Source organism: Pseudomonas karstica, assembly GCF_009707515.1.
GTDB lineage: Bacteria > Pseudomonadota > Gammaproteobacteria > Pseudomonadales > Pseudomonadaceae > Aquipseudomonas > Aquipseudomonas karstica.
In genome coordinates this window covers 22433-41053 of sequence record NZ_WLYI01000042.1, presented here as the reverse complement: position 1 = coordinate 41053, position 18621 = coordinate 22433, and the positions used below count along the sequence as shown (strand labels likewise).

21 protein-coding genes are annotated in these 18621 nt (G+C 60.1%); 4 read left to right on the top strand and 17 right to left on the bottom strand.

Translation table 11 applies throughout. The features are described 5' to 3' along the window. The first annotated feature begins 197 nt into the window (after window positions 1–197). On the top strand, window positions 198–362 hold the full coding sequence (gene arfA, locus GIR22_RS23315) for an alternative ribosome rescue factor ArfA (RefSeq protein ID WP_154745622.1): 165 nt from the start codon (window positions 198–200) through the stop codon (window positions 360–362). 61 nt (window positions 363–423) lie between these two features. Further along, window positions 424–1749, top strand: a complete 1326-nt coding sequence (locus GIR22_RS23310; protein ID WP_154745621.1) for a lytic murein transglycosylase — start codon at window positions 424–426, stop codon at window positions 1747–1749. Between the two features lie 57 nt (window positions 1750–1806). Here GIR22_RS23310 and GIR22_RS23305 read toward each other — a convergent pair whose 3' ends face one another. From GIR22_RS23305 to GIR22_RS23245, 13 genes are all read right to left on the bottom strand, one after another. Then, complete coding sequence (locus GIR22_RS23305; protein WP_154745620.1) at window positions 1807–2727, bottom strand: S66 peptidase family protein; 921 nt, start codon at window positions 2725–2727, stop codon at window positions 1807–1809. A 2-nt stretch (window positions 2728–2729) separates the two neighbouring features. After that, window positions 2730–3749 carry a lipoyl synthase gene (gene lipA, locus GIR22_RS23300; RefSeq protein ID WP_154745619.1) on the bottom strand — a complete coding sequence of 340 codons (1020 nt, stop codon included), beginning with the start codon at window positions 3747–3749 and terminating at the stop codon, window positions 2730–2732. 1 nt (window position 3750) lies between these two features. After that, window positions 3751–4398, bottom strand: coding sequence for a lipoyl(octanoyl) transferase LipB (gene lipB, locus GIR22_RS23295; RefSeq protein ID WP_154745618.1), 648 nt, complete (start codon window positions 4396–4398; stop codon window positions 3751–3753). Further along, window positions 4398–4673 carry a DUF493 domain-containing protein gene (locus GIR22_RS23290; RefSeq protein WP_154745617.1) on the bottom strand — a complete coding sequence of 92 codons (276 nt, stop codon included), beginning with the start codon at window positions 4671–4673 and terminating at the stop codon, window positions 4398–4400. The genes lipB and GIR22_RS23290 overlap by 1 nt, the downstream gene beginning before the upstream one ends. 82 nt (window positions 4674–4755) lie before the next feature. Further along, a complete protein-coding gene (locus GIR22_RS23285; protein ID WP_154745616.1) occupies window positions 4756–5913 on the bottom strand; it encodes a D-alanyl-D-alanine carboxypeptidase family protein in 1158 nt (385 codons plus the stop codon). Between the two features lie 183 nt (window positions 5914–6096). Next, a complete protein-coding gene (locus tag GIR22_RS23280; protein WP_154745615.1) occupies window positions 6097–7101 on the bottom strand; it encodes a septal ring lytic transglycosylase RlpA family protein in 1005 nt (334 codons plus the stop codon). Beyond that, window positions 7101–8138: a lytic murein transglycosylase B gene (mltB, locus tag GIR22_RS23275; RefSeq protein ID WP_377663732.1), complete on the bottom strand. Its 1038-nt coding sequence runs from the start codon at window positions 8136–8138 to the stop codon at window positions 7101–7103. The genes GIR22_RS23280 and mltB overlap by 1 nt, the downstream gene beginning before the upstream one ends. 5 nt (window positions 8139–8143) lie before the next feature. After that, entirely contained in the window at window positions 8144–9247 is a 1104-nt protein-coding gene (gene rodA, locus GIR22_RS23270; RefSeq protein ID WP_154745627.1) for a rod shape-determining protein RodA, read from the bottom strand. Between the two features lie 31 nt (window positions 9248–9278). Then, window positions 9279–11177 carry a penicillin-binding protein 2 gene (gene mrdA / locus GIR22_RS23265; RefSeq protein ID WP_154745613.1) on the bottom strand — a complete coding sequence of 633 codons (1899 nt, stop codon included), beginning with the start codon at window positions 11175–11177 and terminating at the stop codon, window positions 9279–9281. A 15-nt stretch (window positions 11178–11192) separates the two neighbouring features. Continuing rightward, window positions 11193–11660 (bottom strand): 23S rRNA (pseudouridine(1915)-N(3))-methyltransferase RlmH, encoded by a 468-nt coding sequence (rlmH, locus tag GIR22_RS23260; protein WP_178122434.1) that lies wholly within the window; start codon window positions 11658–11660, stop codon window positions 11193–11195. A 9-nt stretch (window positions 11661–11669) separates the two neighbouring features. After that, window positions 11670–12164 (bottom strand): ribosome silencing factor, encoded by a 495-nt coding sequence (gene rsfS, locus GIR22_RS23255; RefSeq protein ID WP_154745612.1) that lies wholly within the window; start codon window positions 12162–12164, stop codon window positions 11670–11672. A gap of 69 nt (window positions 12165–12233) precedes the next feature. Next, complete coding sequence (gene nadD, locus GIR22_RS23250) at window positions 12234–12878, bottom strand: nicotinate-nucleotide adenylyltransferase (RefSeq protein ID WP_154745611.1); 645 nt, start codon at window positions 12876–12878, stop codon at window positions 12234–12236. Beyond that, entirely contained in the window at window positions 12878–14143 is a 1266-nt protein-coding gene (locus GIR22_RS23245) for a glutamate-5-semialdehyde dehydrogenase (protein ID WP_154745610.1), read from the bottom strand. Before GIR22_RS23245 ends, nadD begins: the two co-directional genes overlap by 1 nt. A gap of 176 nt (window positions 14144–14319) precedes the next feature. Here GIR22_RS23245 and GIR22_RS23240 point away from each other — a divergent pair, with 176 nt between their 5' ends. Then, on the top strand, window positions 14320–15003 hold the full coding sequence (locus tag GIR22_RS23240; protein WP_154745609.1) for a DNA-3-methyladenine glycosylase: 684 nt from the start codon (window positions 14320–14322) through the stop codon (window positions 15001–15003). A gap of 150 nt (window positions 15004–15153) precedes the next feature. Next, window positions 15154–16470, top strand: coding sequence for a bifunctional DedA family/phosphatase PAP2 family protein (locus GIR22_RS23235; RefSeq protein ID WP_154745608.1), 1317 nt, complete (start codon window positions 15154–15156; stop codon window positions 16468–16470). Window position 16471: 1 nt separating this feature from the next. Here GIR22_RS23235 and GIR22_RS23230 read toward each other — a convergent pair whose 3' ends face one another. The 4 genes from GIR22_RS23230 to GIR22_RS23215 form a co-directional block, all read right to left on the bottom strand. Beyond that, entirely contained in the window at window positions 16472–16678 is a 207-nt protein-coding gene (locus GIR22_RS23230) for a hypothetical protein (protein ID WP_154745625.1), read from the bottom strand. A gap of 105 nt (window positions 16679–16783) precedes the next feature. Next, window positions 16784–17374: an LON peptidase substrate-binding domain-containing protein gene (locus GIR22_RS23225; protein WP_154745607.1), complete on the bottom strand. Its 591-nt coding sequence runs from the start codon at window positions 17372–17374 to the stop codon at window positions 16784–16786. A 21-nt stretch (window positions 17375–17395) separates the two neighbouring features. Then, window positions 17396–18112 carry an LrgB family protein gene (locus GIR22_RS23220; protein WP_154745606.1) on the bottom strand — a complete coding sequence of 239 codons (717 nt, stop codon included), beginning with the start codon at window positions 18110–18112 and terminating at the stop codon, window positions 17396–17398. Further along, on the bottom strand, window positions 18109–18471 hold the full coding sequence (locus GIR22_RS23215) for a CidA/LrgA family protein (RefSeq protein ID WP_154745605.1): 363 nt from the start codon (window positions 18469–18471) through the stop codon (window positions 18109–18111). Before GIR22_RS23215 ends, GIR22_RS23220 begins: the two co-directional genes overlap by 4 nt. Window positions 18472–18621: the final 150 nt, after the last annotated feature.

Here is an 18621-nt window from a genome sequence, read left to right as displayed (position 1 = left end):
AGGACCGTCGACCACCGATCACTTGTAGCCGCTGGCGCAGCCTGCGATCGGCTGCGTAGCAGTCGTGTGGGGCCTTGAGATTGTTGAAGGTCCTTCGGTCCTTATCGCAGCCTCGTGCCTCGGCAGCGGGGGCTAGACAGAATCCAAACTTCGGCAGATGATTCGTCCCGCAATTACCCACCTTGAGAGTACATGTCATGAGCAAAAAGCCATCAACGCATGGCCCAAACAAGGCCAAATCCATCATCGCCCAACCCCTGTTCCGCAGCCGCCAGGAACGTGCCAGCAAGGGCAAAGGCAGCTACCGCCGCGAAGCCTTCCAGTCTAATAGCTGGGAGGCTTCTTACTTTCTGGCTGCATGAAGTCAAGCGCCCCTCCGGCATGATAAGGTCTGCACCTGATTCGTTTTTTCTGGACTTGTGCATGCCCTCTAGTCTTTCCCGTCGTTGGCACCTTCGCCAATTGATCGCTGCCTCCAGCCTCATTCTGTTAGTCGCCTGCGCGGAAAAACCTACCGCTGCAGACGCTCAACCCCTACCGACCGTGCAGACTGCAGCGGTGACCGCTCCTGCCGTGGTTGCGCCATTGGCGGTAGACAATCTTGACATCCAACCCACGCAGACCTTCGCCGAATGGCAGGCCGGTTTTCGCGTTGAAGCTTTGAAAGCCGGCATTACCCCAGCGGTGTTCGACACTGCATTCGCCAACGTCAGCCCCGACATGGCCGTGATCCGCGCCGATCGCAGTCAACCGGAGTTTTCCCGGCCGGTGTGGGAATACCTCGACAGTGCACTGTCGCCATTGAGGGTACGTAACGGCCAGGCCTTGCTGATCAAAAATGCCGAGCTGCTGCAAAGCATCGAACAGCGCTATGGCGTCGACCGCCAGGCACTGGTCTCGGTGTGGGGCATGGAAAGCAACTTCGGCCAGTTCCAGGGCAATAACTCGGTGATCCGCTCCCTGGCGACCCTGGCCTATGAAGGCCGTCGCCCGGCGTTCGCCCTGGCGCAGCTCTTGGCAGCCCTGAAAATCATCCAGCACGGCGACATCCCGGCTGACCAGATGCGCGGCTCCTGGGCTGGAGCCATGGGGCAGACCCAGTTCATTCCGACCACCTATGACACCCACGCCGTGGATTTCGATGGCGACGGTCGCCGCGACATCTGGAATAGCCAGGCCGACGCCCTCGCCTCCACCGCGCACTATCTGCAAAGCTCCGGTTGGCAGAAAGGCCAGCCTTGGGGCTTTGAGGTGCAACAACTGCCGTTGAACTTTGATTACGCCCTGGCTGATGGTGGCGTGCGCAAGACCGTCGCCGAATGGCTGAAACTGGGAGTCCAACTGCCGGCCGACGCCAGCATGCCAGCCAACGTCGAGCATTTGTCCGCCGCCCTGCTGCTGCCTGCGGGCTATCGCGGCCCGGCGTTCCTGGTGCTGGATAACTTCCGCGCAATCCTCAAGTACAACAATTCGTCGTCCTATGCGCTGGCAGTTGGTCTGCTGTCGGAGCGGTTTGGCGGTGGCGGTGTGATTCGTGGCGATTGGCCAAAAGATGAGCGGCCACTGAGTCGCTCCCAGCGCATCGAACTGCAGACGGTGCTCAGCGCCAAGGGTTATGACACGGGCAACCCGGACGGGATTATCGGCGCCAATACGCGCAAGGCGATCCGTGCGGCACAGCAAGCGCTGGGCTGGCCAGCGGATGGCTACCCGACGGTGAAGCTGCTGGAGTCGCTGCAGAACCGCTGAGGCCATGAGCATTCCCACGCTCTGCGTGGGAATACCCAAGATCAAACGACCAGGGCTCTAGGGTTTGAGCACCACATCTTGCTCCAACACCAACCTCTTCTCCCCCGCATCCAACCGCACCAGCGCGCCCATTGGCAATGTCAGGTTGGGATCGCAGTGCCCGCTGCGCCAGCCGGACAACACCGGAATGCACAACGGTGCAAAGGTCTGCCTGAGCAAACCTTCAAGCGCTGAGTTATCCACACCCGCCACATCACCCACCACCACACCCGCTACCTGAGCCAGTTTGCCGGCCAAGTGCAAGTGGGTCAGCAAGCGGTCGATGCGGTACAGCGGCTCATTGACGTCTTCGATAAACAGGATGATGCCCTCGGCATCGATCTCGTAGGCCGTGCCCAGGGTTGCGGCGATCATCGACAGGTTGCCACCCAACAGGCGCCCGCTGGCGATACCAGGCTCGAGGGTGGTCAGCGGATAAGCCACCGGATGCGCCAGCACACTGCCGGTGCCTAGTTGTCCACGCAACAAGCTGAACAGCGATGACTCAGTGGGCTGCTGCTTCTCGCCTAGCAGGTCGGCATTGAGCATCGCCCCGTGAAACGTGACGAAGCCAGCATAACGATTGATCGCCAGATGCAACGCGGTGATATCGCTATAACCTACGAATGGCTTGGGATTGGCCGCCAACAGATGAAAATCCAGGCGGTCCAGCAATCGCGGGGAACCATAGCCGCCGCGCAGACAGAAGATGGCATCAATTTCAGGGTCGGCAAAGGCAGCGTGCAGGTCATTGAGCCGCACCTCGTCGCTGCCGGCCAGATAACCGTCCCGCTGGCCGACGCCAGGGAATACTCGTAGCGTGTAGCCACGGGCATGCATCCATTGCTGCGCCTTCGCGGTATCCAGAGTGGCAGGCCCGGCGGGAGCAATCAGGCCGATCACCCCTTCAGCGCGCAACGCCGGTACCGCAGCGCTCATGCTCAGGAAACCAAGCTGGCCTTGACCAGTTTCGCCTGCTCGTCAGCATGGTACGAGGAACGTACCAGCGGCCCCGAGGCGACGTTCTTGAAGCCCATCTTGTAACCTTCCTCGGCGAACCAGGCGAAGATGTCCGGATGCACAAAACGCTGCACTGGCAAGTGGCTGCGGGACGGCTGCAGGTATTGGCCCAAGGTCAGCATGTCGATGTCGTGTTCGCGCATGCGCTTCATGACTTCGATCACTTCATCGTCGGTTTCCCCCAGGCCCAGCATCAAGCCGGACTTGGTCGGGATGTGCGGCATCATCTGCTTGAATTTTTGCAACAGGGTCAGCGACCACTGGTAATCCGAACCCGGACGCGCGGCCTTATACAGGCGCGGCACGGTTTCCAGGTTGTGGTTGAACACATCTGGCGGCTCGGCAGCGGTGATTTCCAGGGCTACATCCATCCGGCCACGATAGTCCGGGACCAGGGTCTCGAGCATCACGTTCGGTGACAGCTTGCGGATTTCGCGGATGCAGTCGGCAAAGTGCTGGGCACCACCGTCACGCAGGTCGTCGCGGTCTACCGAGGTGATCACCACGTACTTCAGTTTCAGGTCGGCGATGGCAATGGCCAGGCTTTCCGGCTCGTTGACGTCCAGCGGCTTCGGACGGCCGTGGCCGACGTCACAGAACGGGCAACGACGGGTGCAGATGTCGCCCATGATCATGAAGGTCGCGGTGCCACCGGAGAAGCACTCGCCCAGGTTCGGGCAGGACGCTTCTTCGCAGACGCTGTGCAGCTTGTGCTTGCGCAGCAGGGCCTTGATCCGGTCGACTTCCGGCGAAACCGGGATGCGCACGCGAATCCAGTCAGGCTTTTTCGGCAGTTCGGTGGTCGGAATGATCTTCACCGGAATGCGTGCAACCTTCTCGGCGCCGCGCAGCTTGACGCCGGCTTCCACCTTGGCACGCGGGGCCGGGCGCTCGGTAATGTCCAGCGTCGGGATCATGGTTTGCACAACATCAGTAGTCATATCAGTCGATTCCGCCCGTCAGGGTCGTCTGCTCAGCATAGTCGAGGTGTTTGACGAGCTGCGCGCGCAGCCGGGCACTTACCTCGGCAAATTCTATTGGTGCTGCGTGATCGCTCAGCTGGGTCATCGCCAGCCCGGCGTAACCGCAGGGATTAATCCGTTGAAACGGTGCCAGGTTCATGTCCACGTTCAAGGCCAGGCCATGAAAGGAGCAACCGTGGCGGATCCGCAGGCCCAGGGAGGCGATTTTCGCACCGTCGACATACACGCCCGGGGCATCGGGCTTGGCCGCCGCGGTTACGCCATAGCTGGCCAGCAATTCGATCAGGCAGGTTTCCATGCGGCTGACCAGATCGCGCACGCCAAAACCCAGCTTGCGCACATCCAGCAGCAAATAAGCGACAAGCTGCCCGGGACCATGGTAAGTCACTTGGCCACCTCGGTCGACCTGCACCACCGGGATATCACCCGGAAGCAGTAGGTGCTCAGCCTTGCCGGCCTGCCCCTGGGTGAAGACAGGCGGGTGTTCCACCAGCCAGATTTCATCATCGCCAGTAGAGCCACGCTCATTGGTAAACCGCTGCATGGCATGCCAGACAGGCTCGTAAGCCATCTGGCCGAGCTCGCGAAAGCCCAGAACCTGTGACATCACAACACCATGTGCACGAAGCCGGTAGCCCGCAGTTCGCTATTGATGTTGTAGAGCTGGTCCTGATCAGTTGCAACGATGTGCAACTGAATCGTGGTGTACTTGCCGTTGGAGCTGGAGCGCTCGTCCACACGGTTGTCATTGATCGTCGCGTGCTTCTTGACGATCTCAAGGATCTTGTCCTTGTTGCCCACACCTGTATCGCTGATCACCTTGACTGGATAATCAGTCACTGGGAATTCGATCTTTGGTGCCTTAACTTCGGTATCGGTCATGGCGTAACGGCCTCGTAAGCGGTAAGCCGTGGCGACGGGCAAAGCCCCGCGGATCAACGCGAGGCTTTGCAGGTGCACACTATCAGTTGAACAAGCCGTAGAAGAATAGACGGATGCTATCCCACACGCGGCGGAAGATACCACCTTCGTCGACAGCCTCGAGGGCAATCAGGTCGGCGCTGTGCACCACCTTGTCATCCAGCTTCACTTCGACCTTACCGATGACATCACCCTGGGCGATCGGTGCGACCAACTGCGGGTTCATGGTCATGCTGGCGGCGAGCTTCTTCAACTGGCCTTTCGGCATGGTCAGGGTCAGGTCGCCAGCCAGGCCGGCCTTGACTTGCGAGGTCGCGCCTTTCCACACCGGAGCCTGAGCCAGTTCGGCGCCCTTTTGGTAGAAGGTCTGGGTTTCGAAGAAACGGAAACCGTAAGTCAGCAGCTTTTGCGTCTCGGCCGCACGGGCCTGCTCGCTATTGGTACCGAACACCACGGCAATCAGACGCTGGCCGTCACGTACGGCCGAAGACACCATGCAGTAGCCGGCTTCTTCGGTGTGACCGGTTTTCAGACCGTCAACGGTCTTGTCACGCCACAGCAGCAGGTTGCGGTTTGGCTGCTTGATGCCGTTCCACAAGAACTCTTTCTGCGAGTAGATCGCGTAGTGCACAGGGTCGATACGAATGATCGCGCGAGCCAGGATCGCCATGTCATGAGCCGACGAATAGTGCTCCGGGTTCGGCAGGCCAGTCGGGTTCATGAAGTGACTGTTGGTCATCCCCAGGTCAGCCGCGGTCTTGTTCATCATGTCGGCGAATGCATCTTCGCTGCCGGCGATGTGCTCGGACAGGGCCACGCTGGCGTCGTTGCCGGACTGAATGATGATGCCATGCAGCAGGTCGCTGACGGTCACCTGGGTACCGACCTTGATGAACATCCGCGAACCACCGGTGCGCCAGGCGTTTTCGCTGACAGTCACCGGATCGTTTTCGCCGATCTGGCCGCCACGGATTTCCAGGGTCGCAATATAAGCCGTCATCAACTTGGTCAGGCTGGCCGGCGGCAGGCGCTGATCACCATTGTTCTCGACCAGCACGTTGCCGCTGGCGGCATCCATGAGCACATAGGACTTGGCGGCCAATTGTGGTGGCGCTGGCATCATTTCGACCGCCCAGGCAGCAGGCGTGATGATCAGCGGGACAAGCAGGCACAGGCGTTTGGCTAAGGTAGTGATGTTCATCCGTCTCTCGAAATTGCTTATGGAAACTTGCCCTCGCGGGCAAAACTATTCAGACAGCCCGTTTCCAGACTGTCCCGCGTTCGGTTGCCCGCTCACCCCTTGCCCCTGGGTTTTATTGTTCAACGAGCCAACAACCAGGGTCCGAGCCCGCAAGCGAGCCTGAACCATCAATTAAGGTACTGCTTATTCTGCACTGACCACACTGGGCTGCCCCAGGTTGGCCAGACGCACGCTGTTCTGCACTTGCTGGATCTCACCCGGCGAACCGATCGGCCCCAGGCGGACCCGGTGCAAGGTCTGTTGGTTACGCACGATGGAGCTGATAAAGACCGGGGCGCTGACCATCCCACTGAGCTTGGACCTTAACAGTTCTGCCGCATCCGGGTTGGCGAAAGCCCCGACTTGCAGGTACTGACCATCGGCTGCACTGCCAGCCGCCGCTTGAGGTACGGCCACCACAGGCGCTGCGTGTTGCTGCGCCGGTGGAGTCCACTGCTCGACCTTGCCCGCTTGAGCAATGTGCGACTGCGCGGTTTTCGGCTCGTTGAGCATCAACGGCGCCGGCTTGCCACGCGCCGCCCAGTATTGCTGTGGATCGATGCCCTCGACCTTGACCCGGGCGGTACCGGTTTCGGCGTAACCCAGTTTTTTCGCGGCTGCGTAGGACAAATCGATGATCCGGTCCGAATAGAACGGCCCACGGTCGTTGACCCGCAGGATCACCGTGCGCTGGTTGTCCAGGTTGGTCACCTTGACGTAGCTGGGCAACGGCAAGGTCTTGTGGGCCGCACTCATGCCGTACAGGTCATAGACTTCGCCGTTGGCCGTGTTCTGGCCATGGAACTTGGTGCCGTACCAGGAAGCAGTACCGGACTGGACGTAGGTCTTGGATTCCTGCAGCGGAAAGTAGGATTTGCCCAGCACGGTATACGGGTTGGCCTTGTAGGGCCCTGTGTGCAGGGTCGGCGTGGCGTCCGGGATCCGCGAGACATCAACGTCCCACCACGGCGCGCCATCTTTGTGGGCGCGATTGATGTCCAGGCCAGGTGCCGAACGCACAGCAGTGCCGCTGGTTTTTTGCGCTGGAGCTCGACTGGTGCTGGTGTTGGTGGAACAACTGGCCACCAGCAATGACAATGCAGCAAGTGCCACCAGCTTCAGGGGTTTATTGATCGGCGATACCCGCATTACTTGACGCCCCGTGCTTGTACCAGCATGTCTGACAGCTGATGCACGGCCATGGCGTACATCACACTGCGGTTATAACGCGTAATTGCGTAGAAATTTTTCAAGCCCATCCAGTACTCAGGGCCGTCCGAGCCTTCCAGGCGGAAAGCCGTAACCGGCCTATCATCGCGTAGCGCATCATGACTTGACCAGCCCAATGCCCGCAACTCCCCGACAGTCTTGACCGGCTCGATACCTTGGGTCAGGCCTTCATCGGCGTGATCGCCTGTGACATCGGCGCGAATCACCACCGATTCGCCGGCCACCCAGCCATGCTGCTTGAAGTAACTGGCGACGCTGCCGATGGCATCATCGGGGTTGCTCCAGATATTGATATGACCGTCACCGTCAAAATCTACTGCATAGGCGCGAAAGCTGCTCGGCATGAACTGCGGCAGGCCCATGGCACCGGCGTAGGAGCCTTTGAGGGTCAGCGGGTCGACCTGCTCTTCGCGGGCCAGTAGCAGGAATTCGCGCAGCTCCTTGCGGAAGAACTCGGCGCGAGGCGGGTAATCGAAGCCCAGGGTCGACAACGCGTCGATCACCCGGAAACTGCCAGTGTTGCGGCCATAAAAGGTTTCGACACCGATGATCGAGACAATCACCTGAGCCGGCACGCCGTATTCCTGCTCGGCGCGGGCCAGCACCGCTTCATGCTGGCGCCAGAAGTCCACACCTCGTGCTATGCGGGCATCCGTGAGGAACATCGGGCGATATTCCTTCCACTGCTTCACGCGCTCGGCCGGGCGGGAGATGGCGTCCAGGATCGACTGCTTGCGCTGGGCTTCGCGGAACACGCCCATCAGTTGCTCACCGGCGAAACCATAGTCACGGGTCATCTCGCCGACAAATTCGGCGACCTGGGGCGAGCCGTCATAGTCAGCGGCTTGCGCTGCCTGCATAACGGGCCCCAGCAGGCAGAGCGGCAGGCCTATCAAGCCTACACGGGGCGCGTATCGAGCAGCCCAGCCGCGCATTACTTGCATTGACATCTTCACCTTATTCAAACCTGTGCGATCCACTTACGATGGGTATGGATCGACATCAAAACCCCAAACGCTGACAGCAATGTCACCAACGAAGTTCCGCCGTAGCTAATGAATGGCAACGGCACCCCAACTACCGGCAACAGGCCACTGACCATACCGATGTTGACGAAAACGTAAACAAAAAAAGTCATTGTGAGCGCACCGGCGAGCAATTTTCCGAACAGCGTCTGGGCCTGGGCCGTGATCACCAGGCCGCGACCAATCAACAGCAGATAGATCAGCAACAGCACGCAAATCCCCACCAGGCCGAACTCTTCGCCCATCACCGCGATAATAAAGTCGGTGTGACTTTCGGGCAAAAAGTCCAGGTGTGACTGAGTACCCAGCAACCAACCTTTACCGAAGACACCGCCGGAACCGATGGCAGCCTTGGACTGGATGATGTTCCAGCCGGTGCCCAATGGGTCGCTCTCGGGGTCGAGAAAGGTCAGGATCCGCTGCTTCTGATAGTCGTGCATGAAAAAAAACCACATGGCCACCGCCACCGGCACAGCAGCCGCCAGCACACTGAGGATCCAGCGCCAGCGCAAACCGCCCATGAACAGCACGAACGCGCCGCCCGCCAGGATCAGCAGCGAGGTACCGAGGTCCGGCTGGCGCACGATCAGGATAAAGGGCACACCGATCAATATCAGGCTGACCCCCACATGCTTGAGCTGCGGTGGCAAGGTGCGCTTGGACAGGTACCAGGCGATCGTCGCTGGCATCAGGATCTTCATGAACTCCGACGGCTGGAAGCGAATCACCCCTGGAATGTTGATCCAGCGGGTCGCCCCCATGGCGTTGTGGCCCATGACATCCACCACCACCAACAGCAATACACCCACCACATAACCCAGGGGCACCCAGCGCGCCATGAAGCGTGGCTCCAACTGGGCAATCACTACCATCGACAACAGGCCCAGGCCGAACGAAGACGCCTGCTTGATCAACAGGTCCCAATTCTTGCCGCTGGCCGAATACAACACAAACAGGCTGCCGGCAGCCAATGTCAGCAGCAGGATCAACAACGGGCCATCAATGTGTATGCGCTGCAGAAAAGTGGCGCGACGGCGCATCACATCTTCGCTGGACAGGATGCGGTCAAAATTACTCTTCACGGGCCTTAGCCTCCGAGCTTGAGGGGTTGGCGCCGTACTCGGGCTTGAGTTTGCCGTCTTCGCCCAGCAACCAGGCGTCCATGATCTGGCGCACCACCGGAGCTGCCACGCCGGAACCGGACTCGCCGTTTTCCACCATGACTGCCACAGTGATTTGCGGGTTATCCGCCGGGGCGAAACCTACGAACAAGGCGTGGTCGCGGTGACGCTCCTGAACCTTGGAACGGTCATATCGCTCGCCTTGCTTGATCGCTACCACCTGGGCGGTACCGCTCTTGCCGGCGATCCGGTATTGCGCGCCGGCTGCCGCCTTGCGCGCGGTACCCCGGGCGCCGTGCATCACTTGCTGCATGCCATGGTTGACCTTGGCCCAGTCGGACGGGTCGCGCAGGACGATGTCCGGGATCGGGTTTTCATCCACCGGCTTTTCACCCTCGATGGTCTTGGCCAGGTGCGGACGGTTCCACTTACCCTTGTTGGCCACCAGCGCCGTGGCCTGGGCCAATTGCAACGGAGTTGCCTGCATGTAGCCCTGGCCGATACCGAGGATCAGGGTTTCACCCGGGAACCAGGCCTGGCGACGGGTAGCACGCTTCCACTCCCGGGATGGCATCAGGCCAGGAGACTCTTCGAACATATCCAGGGAGACTTTCTGACCGAGACCGAACTTGCCCATGTAGACCGACAAGCGATCAATCCCCAGCTTGTGGGCCAGGTCATAAAAATAGGTGTCGTTGGAACGCATGATTGCCGTATCCAGATCCACATAACCGTCGCCGCTACGGTTCCAGTTACGGTATTTGTGATCGTAGTTGGGCAACTGGTAATAGCCCGGATCGTAAACCCGGCTCGAAGCCGTCACTACTCCGGAGTCCAGGCCTGCAATGGCCACCGCCGGCTTGATGGTCGAGCCCGGGGGGTACAAACCGCGCAGTACCCGGTTGAACAGCGGCCGGTCAATGGAGTCGCGCAACTCGGCGTAGGCCTTGAAGCTGATCCCGGTCACGAACAAGTTGGGATCGAAGCTCGGCTGGCTGACCATCGCCAGTACTTCGCCAGTGTTCGGGTCCAGCGCCACCACTGCACCACGGCGCCCCCCCAGGGCCATCTCCGCAGCTTCCTGCAACTTGATGTCCAGGCTCAGGACAATGTCCTTGCCGGGGATCGGGTCGGTACGCTTGAGCACCCGCAATACTCGGCCGCGAGCGTTGGTCTCGACTTCTTCGTAACCCACCTGGCCGTGCAGTTCGGGCTCGTAGAAACGCTCGATACCGGTCTTGCCGATATGGTGGGTGCCACTGTAGTTGACCGGATCGAGGGACTTCAGCTCTTTCTCGTTGATCCGCCCCATGTAGCCGACGGAATGGGCAAAGTGTGCTCCCTGTGGGTAATGACGCACCAACTGTGCCACCACCTCAACACCTGGCAAGCGGAACTGGTTCACCGCGATCCTGGCGATTTGCTCTTCAGTCAGCTCAAACAGAATCGGCACCGGTTCGAAAGGCCGACGCCCTTGCCTCATACGCTTTTCGAAGATCGCCCGATCTTCTGGAGTCAGCTGCAATACCTCAACAATGACGTCGAGGGTCTGTTGCCAATCGCCGGAACGCTCGCGGGTCATGCTCAGGCTGAAGCTGGGCCGGTTATCCGCTATCACCACACCATTACGGTCGAAAATCAGCCCACGGGTCGGTGGAATAGGCTGGACATGCACCCGATTGTTTTCCGACAACGTGGAGTGATATTCGTACTGGATCACCTGCAGGAAATACAGGCGAGCGATCAGCACCCCCGTCAAAACCGCAACCAGGATCGCGCCGAACACGACCCGACCGCGCACCAGGCGTGCGTCTTTCTCATGGTCCTTGATGCGGATCGGCTGGGTCATCAGGTAGGGCGCAGACTATTTGTGATAAGGGTGCCCGGACAGGACTGTCCAGGCGCGATACAGCTGTTCACCCATCAGAATCCGCACCAACGGATGTGGCAGCGTCAGGGGCGACAGCGACCAACGCTGATCGGCCCGCGCGCAGACTTCCGGCGACAGCCCTTCAGGGCCACCGACCATGAAATTCACCGTGCGCGAATCCAGGCGCCAGCGATCCAGCTCTACCGCCAGTTGCTCGGTGCTCCAGGGCTTGCCGTGCACTTCAAGGGTGACAATCCGCTCATTGGGGCCGACCTTGGCCAGCATGGCCTCGCCTTCCTGACGGATAAAGCGCGCCACGTCGGCATTCTTGCCGCGGGTATTGAGCGGTATTTCCACCAGTTCCAGCGCCAATTCGGATGGCAGACGCTTGGCATACTCATGCCAGCCTTCTTCCACCCACTTGGGCATGCGTGAACCGACAGCGATCAGACGCAGGCGCACAGCCGTTCCTTATTCCTGGTCTTTATTGAGCTTGTCGAAATGCGCGTGACCGACTTCAGGGCTGTGGTGCTTGCCATCGGCGGCACGGCTCTGCTCGGCACCTTTCCACAGACGCTCCAGGTCGTAGAACTGACGGGCGTTGGACGTCATCATGTGGACGATAACGTCGTCCATGTCCAGCAGTACCCAATCACTGTCGCCCTTGCCTTCTTCACCCAGCGGCTTGACGCCTTGGGCTTTGACGGCTTCGCGGACCTTGTCCAGCATCGCGCCGATCTGACGGTTGGAAGTACCGGTGGCGATGATCATGAAGTCGGTGATGCTCTGCTTTTCGCGTACGTCCAGGACTTGAATGTCCTGGGCCTTCACGTCTTCCAGAGCCGCTACAGCAACCTTCACCAGCTCTTCGCCGGCGAGTTCAGGGCCGGTGTGCGCCTCTACTGGCAGCGGGGCGCTCTTGAACGTGCCTTTGCGTTTAACTTTGCTTACGTCTTTGTTCGTCATAAAAAACTCGTTTTGCTCGTATGTTCGGGCGCTCGCTGCACGACTGTTCGTGCGTTCAAGCGCGCCTTTTCAGTTCGACGCACGGTAAAGCCCGTGCGCATCGATGTAGGCCAGGACCGCGTCAGGCACCAGGAAACGTACCGACTTCCCGCTGGCCAGCAGTTGACGGATCTGGGTGGCAGACACCGCAAGCGGGGTCTGCCAGACGAATGCAATATTCCCGTTCGGCCCGGTCAGGGCCAAGGGGTCACTTACCGACCGCGCGGCCAGCAGGTTGCGCAAGGCATCCGGCGGTTCGCTGTCGGCATCCGGGCGTTGCAACACCAGGATGTGGCAATGCTGGAGCAATTCTTCCCAGCGATGCCAAGTGGGCAGGCCGCAAAATGCGTCCCAGCCCAAAAGTAGAAACAACTGGTCGTCGGCAGCCAACTCGGCCCGCGTCTGCTCCAGGGTGTCGATAGTGTAGGACGGTTTATCGCGCTTGAGTTCGCGGTCGTCCACCACCAGCGGCGATATACCGGCAACGGCACATTCGACCATTGCCAAACGGTCGAGCGCCGAAACCTGTGGGGTATCCCGATGAGGAGGCCTGGCATTGGGTATCAGGCGCAGCTCATCCAGCCCGAGGGCGTCCGCCACTTCCAGGGCACTGCGCAAATGGCCGATGTGCACGGGATCGAAGGTGCCACCGAGCAGCCCGATGCGTTTACCCATCAAGTGCGCACATGACCGTCACCGAAGACCACGTACTTCTCACTGGTCAAGCCTTCCAGGCCAACCGGGCCGCGCGCATGGAGTTTATCGGTGGAAATACCGATCTCCGCGCCCAGGCCATACTCGAAGCCGTCGGCAAAGCGCGTCGAGGCGTTGACCATCACCGAAGCGGAGTCCACTTCGTTGAGAAAACGTCGGGCATCGCTGAAATGCTCGGTGACAATGGCGTCGGTGTGTTTGGAACCGTAGGTGTTGATGTGTTCGATGGCTTGGTCCAGGTCGTCGACGATGCGAATCGACAGGATTGGCGCGGTGTACTCGGTGTACCAATCCTGTTCGGTGGCTTCGATCACGTCCGTACCGAGCAGCGCACGGGTACGCTCGCAACCGCGCAACTCCACGCCCTTGTCACGGTAGATCGCAGCCAGCGGCGGCAACACCCGCTCCGCGATGCCTGTGTGCACGAGCAGGGTTTCCATGGTGTTGCACGGGGCGTAGCGATGAGTCTTGGCGTTGTCGGCAATGCGGATGGCCTTGTCGAGGTCGGCGGCGACATCGATAAACACATGGCAAACGCCATCCAGGTGCTTGATCACAGGCACCTTGGCATCGCGGCTGACGCGTTCGATCAGGCTCTTGCCACCCCGCGGGACGATCACGTCGACAAATTCGGGCATGGTGATCAGCGCGCCAACGGCGGCGCGGTCAGTGGTGTCGACTACTTGCACCACTTCGGCCGGCAAATCAGCCACGGCCAAGCCCTGCTGAATGCACGCGGCGATGGCTCGGTTGGAATTGATCGCCTCGGAGCCGCCCCGCAGGATCGTCGCGTTACCGGACTTGAGGCACAGGCTCGCGGCATCGATGGTCACGTTCGGCCGCGACTCATAGATGATGCCGATCACGCCCAGGGGCACGCGCATCTTGCCGACCTGGATACCTGACGGCAGGTAACGCATGTCGCGGATTTCACCGATGGGGTCAGGCAGCTTGGCCACCTGACGCAGACCTTCGATCATGTCGTCGATACGTGCCGGCGTCAGCGCCAGGCGATCCAGCAATGCCGGTTCCAGACCATTGGCCCGGCCGTTGGCCAGGTCTTGCTCGTTGGCAGCACTTAGCTCGAAGCGCGAAGCATCCAAAGCATCGGCAGCGGCCAGCAGCGCACGATTCTTCTGCGCGGTGCTCGCACGGGCGATCAACCGCGCGGCCTGTCGGGCAGCGCGACCCAGGCGGGTCATGTAGTCAAGAACGGACTCAGTCATGGTCTGGTGGGGTCTTGGCAAAGAGGAAAGCGGCAGATTATAGCTGTCGCGCCGCCCTACGGACAGCGGTGAGGGGCGGATGGTCGAAATGAACTGTAAATACTCGCTGTTCAGGAGGAATTAAGGCTGGAGTTGTTATCATCCTGTCACATTTAGCTGCCTCCCCCCCGACCGACATGCCCAGTCTTGCGCCCCCGATCCCCGTCAATGCCCTGCCCGACAGCTTTTTCGACCGTGACGCGCAGCAGCTAGCGCGGGATTTGCTTGGCAAAGTCATTCGTCACCGCGTCGGCGATTTGTGGCTCTCGGCGCGAATTATTGAAACCGAAGCCTATTACGTGGCCGAAAAAGGTAGCCATGCCTCACTGGGCTACACAGAAAAGCGTAAGGCTTTGTTTCTGGATGGCGGCCACATCTATATGTACTACGCCCGTGGCGGTGACTCGCTGAACTTCAGCGCCCAGGGGCCGGGCAACGCGGTGCTGATCAAATCGGCCTATCCCTGGGTCGATGAGTTGTCCGGCCGGGCCAGCCTGGCGCAGATGCTATTGAATAACCCGGACGCCAGTGGCCGGCCACGCCCCACCCAAAGGCTGTGTGCCGGGCAGACCCTGCTGTGCAAGGCCCTGGGCCTGAAAGTGTCAATGTGGGACGCCAAGCGCTTTGATCAGGAGCTGTTGTACGTCGAGGACGTGGGCCAGGCACCGACACAAATCATCCAGGCCACCCGCCTGGGCATCCCCAGTGGTCGGGATGAACACCTGATGTATCGATTCGTCGATGCAGGTTATGCGCCCTACTGCACGCGGAACCCGCTACGCCGGGGGCAGGTCGAAGGCCGCGACTACTTTTTAGTTTGAGAAATATAAGCCCACCCACTGTAGGAGCGAGCTTGCTCGCGAAGAACTTCAAGGCAACACGTTTACTCAGGCTGCACGCGCTGTCGTTGACGTTGTTCGCGAGCAAGCTCGCTCCTACAGAGGATTGTGAATACCAATGGAGTTGATTGTATGGGCCCATGGCTCGATAGCATTACCGGCTGGCTAACCCTGAACCCGCAATGGCTGGCGGCAGCCGTCTTTATCGTGGCCTGCGTGGAATGCCTGGCGATTGCCGGCCTGATCGTGCCCGGCACCGTACTGTTGTTCGCCATCGCTGCCCTGGCCGGCAGTGGCGCTCTATCCCTGGGTGAAACGCTGTTGCTGGGTTTCCTCGGCGGGTTGTTGGGCGATGTGGTTTCCTACTATCTAGGCCGCCATTTCCATCAAAACATCCGGCGCCTGCCCGGCCTGCGTCACCATCCCGAATGGGTGAGTGGAGCAGAAGCTTACTTTCACAAATATGGCATCGCCAGCCTGCTGGTGGGACGCTTTATCGGCCCGCTGCGGCCAATGCTGCCGATGGTAGCCGGCATGTGCGACATGCCGTTCCCGCGTTTTGCCATCGTCAGTCTGCTAGCCGGTGCCGGTTGGGCGGTGGTCTATCTGCTACCGGGTTGGGCCACCGGCGCAGCATTTCGCCTGCCATTGCCCGAAGGTTTCTGGCCAGAAGCCGGAATCGTCGCCGCCTGCCTGGTGGTGTTCATAGGCGTAAGCCTCAACAGCAGCTTGCGCGGCCAGCCACGGGCGTCACTGCTGACGGGCTGCCTCAGTGCGGCGCTATTGATTGCACTGTTTATCGGCTACCCGCACCTGAACCATTTTGATCAAGGCCTGATGACCCTGGTCCAGGAGCACCGCAGCCCAGCGATGGACCAGGCCATGGTGATGGTCACTCAGCTCGGCGAGTTCAAGAAGATGTTCGTGGCCAGCGCCGTCCTGACCGGCCTGCTGCTGTTGGCGCGACAATGGCGCCAGGCAATTTTCGTGGGTGTCACATTGGCGGGCGCCGCCTTGATCAACACCGGGACCAAACTGTTCTTTGCGCGGATGCGCCCAGAAGTCATCAGCGACCCACTGACCAGTTTCAGCATGCCCAGTGGCCATGCCTCCGGCTCATTCGCATTTTTCCTGGCCCTGGCAGTGCTGGCCGGGCGCGGCCAACCTACCCGTTTGCGCCTGACCTGGTTATTGCTCGGCGCCATCCCTGCCGCGACCATTGCCCTGTCACGGGTTTACCTGGGAGCCCACTGGCCGACGGACATCCTGGCCGGCACTCTGCTGGCGATGACCGTCTGCGCCTTCAGCCTGACCCTGAGCCAGCATCAACGCGCGCTGCCACCCATGGCGCAGAAAGTCTGGTGGCTGATCTTGCCGGCCTGCGTCGCGGTACTCGGCTTCTTCGCCTTCAGCGGTACCACTCACGCCCTGCTCAGGTATGCCTATTGACTTAGTCCGGCCTGATCCTGTCCACCGAGGCAGAGCGCCGCTCAACGCACCGTTCGCGCCGCTCCAGCAGCATCTCATCGGCAATTTCGGCGGCGCGCTCGGCGATGTACTCCGGGCCGCGCTGATCAGCTTGCCGGATCACTTGCACCGTGACGCTGACAAAAAACATATCCCAGACTGCTTGCTCCGATGGTGATAACCGAATCATGTTCATCCCCTGTCCTGATTGGTGATAGCCAACTATTTCAGGCAACAGGACCCAGGCAACGACGAAAAATCCGAAAACAGCCATGGATAAATCCGAAGATTGGACTCAGGTGAACAACTCTCCTTGCAGCTCATCGAGTAACAGCTGAATCGCATCCAGGCGTTGCTGCGGGTCATCGAGTTGCAGCAGGTCGACCTTGTCGGCCTCGGTGAAGGGCAGCAGATACGCCAACTGATTGCCCAGCGCCAACTGCCCCTCGGCGTGGGCGTCCATGTCCAGCGAAGCGACCATCGGGTGTTCCGCCAGAGCCTGGAGCAACGCCAGCAAGTCGGCATCCTCCTCATCCAGAGGCTGCTCCGGCAGCTCTTCCAGCCACTGGACTTCGGCCACCAGCAACTGGTCGCGCTGAACACCCGCTTCACGCACCCGGAACCGCCGACCGCCCTCCACCCGAATACCTAGCAGGCCGTTATCCTGCTGCTTGAAGTCACGGATCAGCGCTTCACAGCCAATCATCGCGTAGCCATCCGGGGCCTGCCCCACTTCCTTGCCATCGAGGATGCACACCACGCCAAAGCTTTCGCCCTTTTTCATGCAGCGGCTGATCATGTCCAGGTAACGCGCCTCAAACAGTTGCAGATCAAGGGTGCAACCGGGGAACAGCACAGTGTTGAGCGGGAAAAGCGCCAAACTCATAAAAATTTCCTTAATCCCGACTTAAACAACCAGCGACACGGCCAACGGCAAGAATACTGCCGTGGCCACGCCCATCAAACTCATGGCCAGCGCAGCGAAGGCGCCGCACTCTTCACTTTCCTGCAAGGCTACCGAGGTGCCGACGGCATGGGCAGTCATCCCCAAGGCCATGCCCCGCGCTTCAGGGCCATGAACCCCCAGAAAAGACAAAAGCGCCGGACCGACCATCGCCCCGACCACCCCGGTAATCAGCACAAACACTGCAGCCAGCGCGGCCACACCGCCGATCTGCTCGGCCACCAGCATGGCAATCGGCGAGGTCACCGACTTGGGCGCCATGGTCATCAACACCATGTGTTCGGCGCCAAACCACCACCCCAGCAACACGCACAGGCCAGTGGCCAAGACACCGCCCACCACCAGCGTAGTAAAAATCGGCCAGAACAACTGTCGAATCCGTCGCAGATTCAAGTAAAGCGGTATGGCCAAGGCCACCGTCGCCGGGCCTAGCAAGATGCTCATGATCTCGGTGCTTTTGCGGTATTCGACATAAGTCAGCCCACAGCCAAGCAAGACGCCGATCACCAGCAGCATTGATACCAGCACCGGTTGCAGGAAAACCCAGCGGGTTTTCTCGAAGCCCGCCAGCACCAGTTGATAAGCCCCCAGGGTGATGCCGATGCCAAATAATGGATGATGAATCACCGCTCCCCAGGCGCCTTGCCAGTCGAAGGTCATTGCCCGTCCTCCCGGCGCGCCTGGCGCTTGACCAGCCGCTGCATCAGTACCCCGGCAAAACCCATGGCGATTATCAGGGATAGCACCAACGCACCGACAATGGCCCAGAAGTCAGCGACAATATCCTTGGCATACACCATCACGCCCACCGCTGGTGGCACCAGCAGCAACGGCAAATAGCGCAACAAACTGCTGGCGGCAAGGCTCAAGGGCTCGCCGACTTCACCGCGCCAGATCAGGTAGGCCAGCATCAGCAGCAGGCCGACAATCGGCCCCGGCAACACCGGCAGGAATAAATGATTGATCGCCGTGCCGAGCAATTGAAACAACACCAGCCATGTCAGGCCACGTAACAGCATCCGCCCTCTCCCCTAAAAATCGTGCCTCGCATTATAAACACGCCGGCTCTATGGATCGGCATTCGCCAAAAGCATGGTGGGTTGACCAGGCCAGATGCTCATGATGATCTACATTGGTTCTCAGTAACCTGCCTGAAACAACAAAACGGC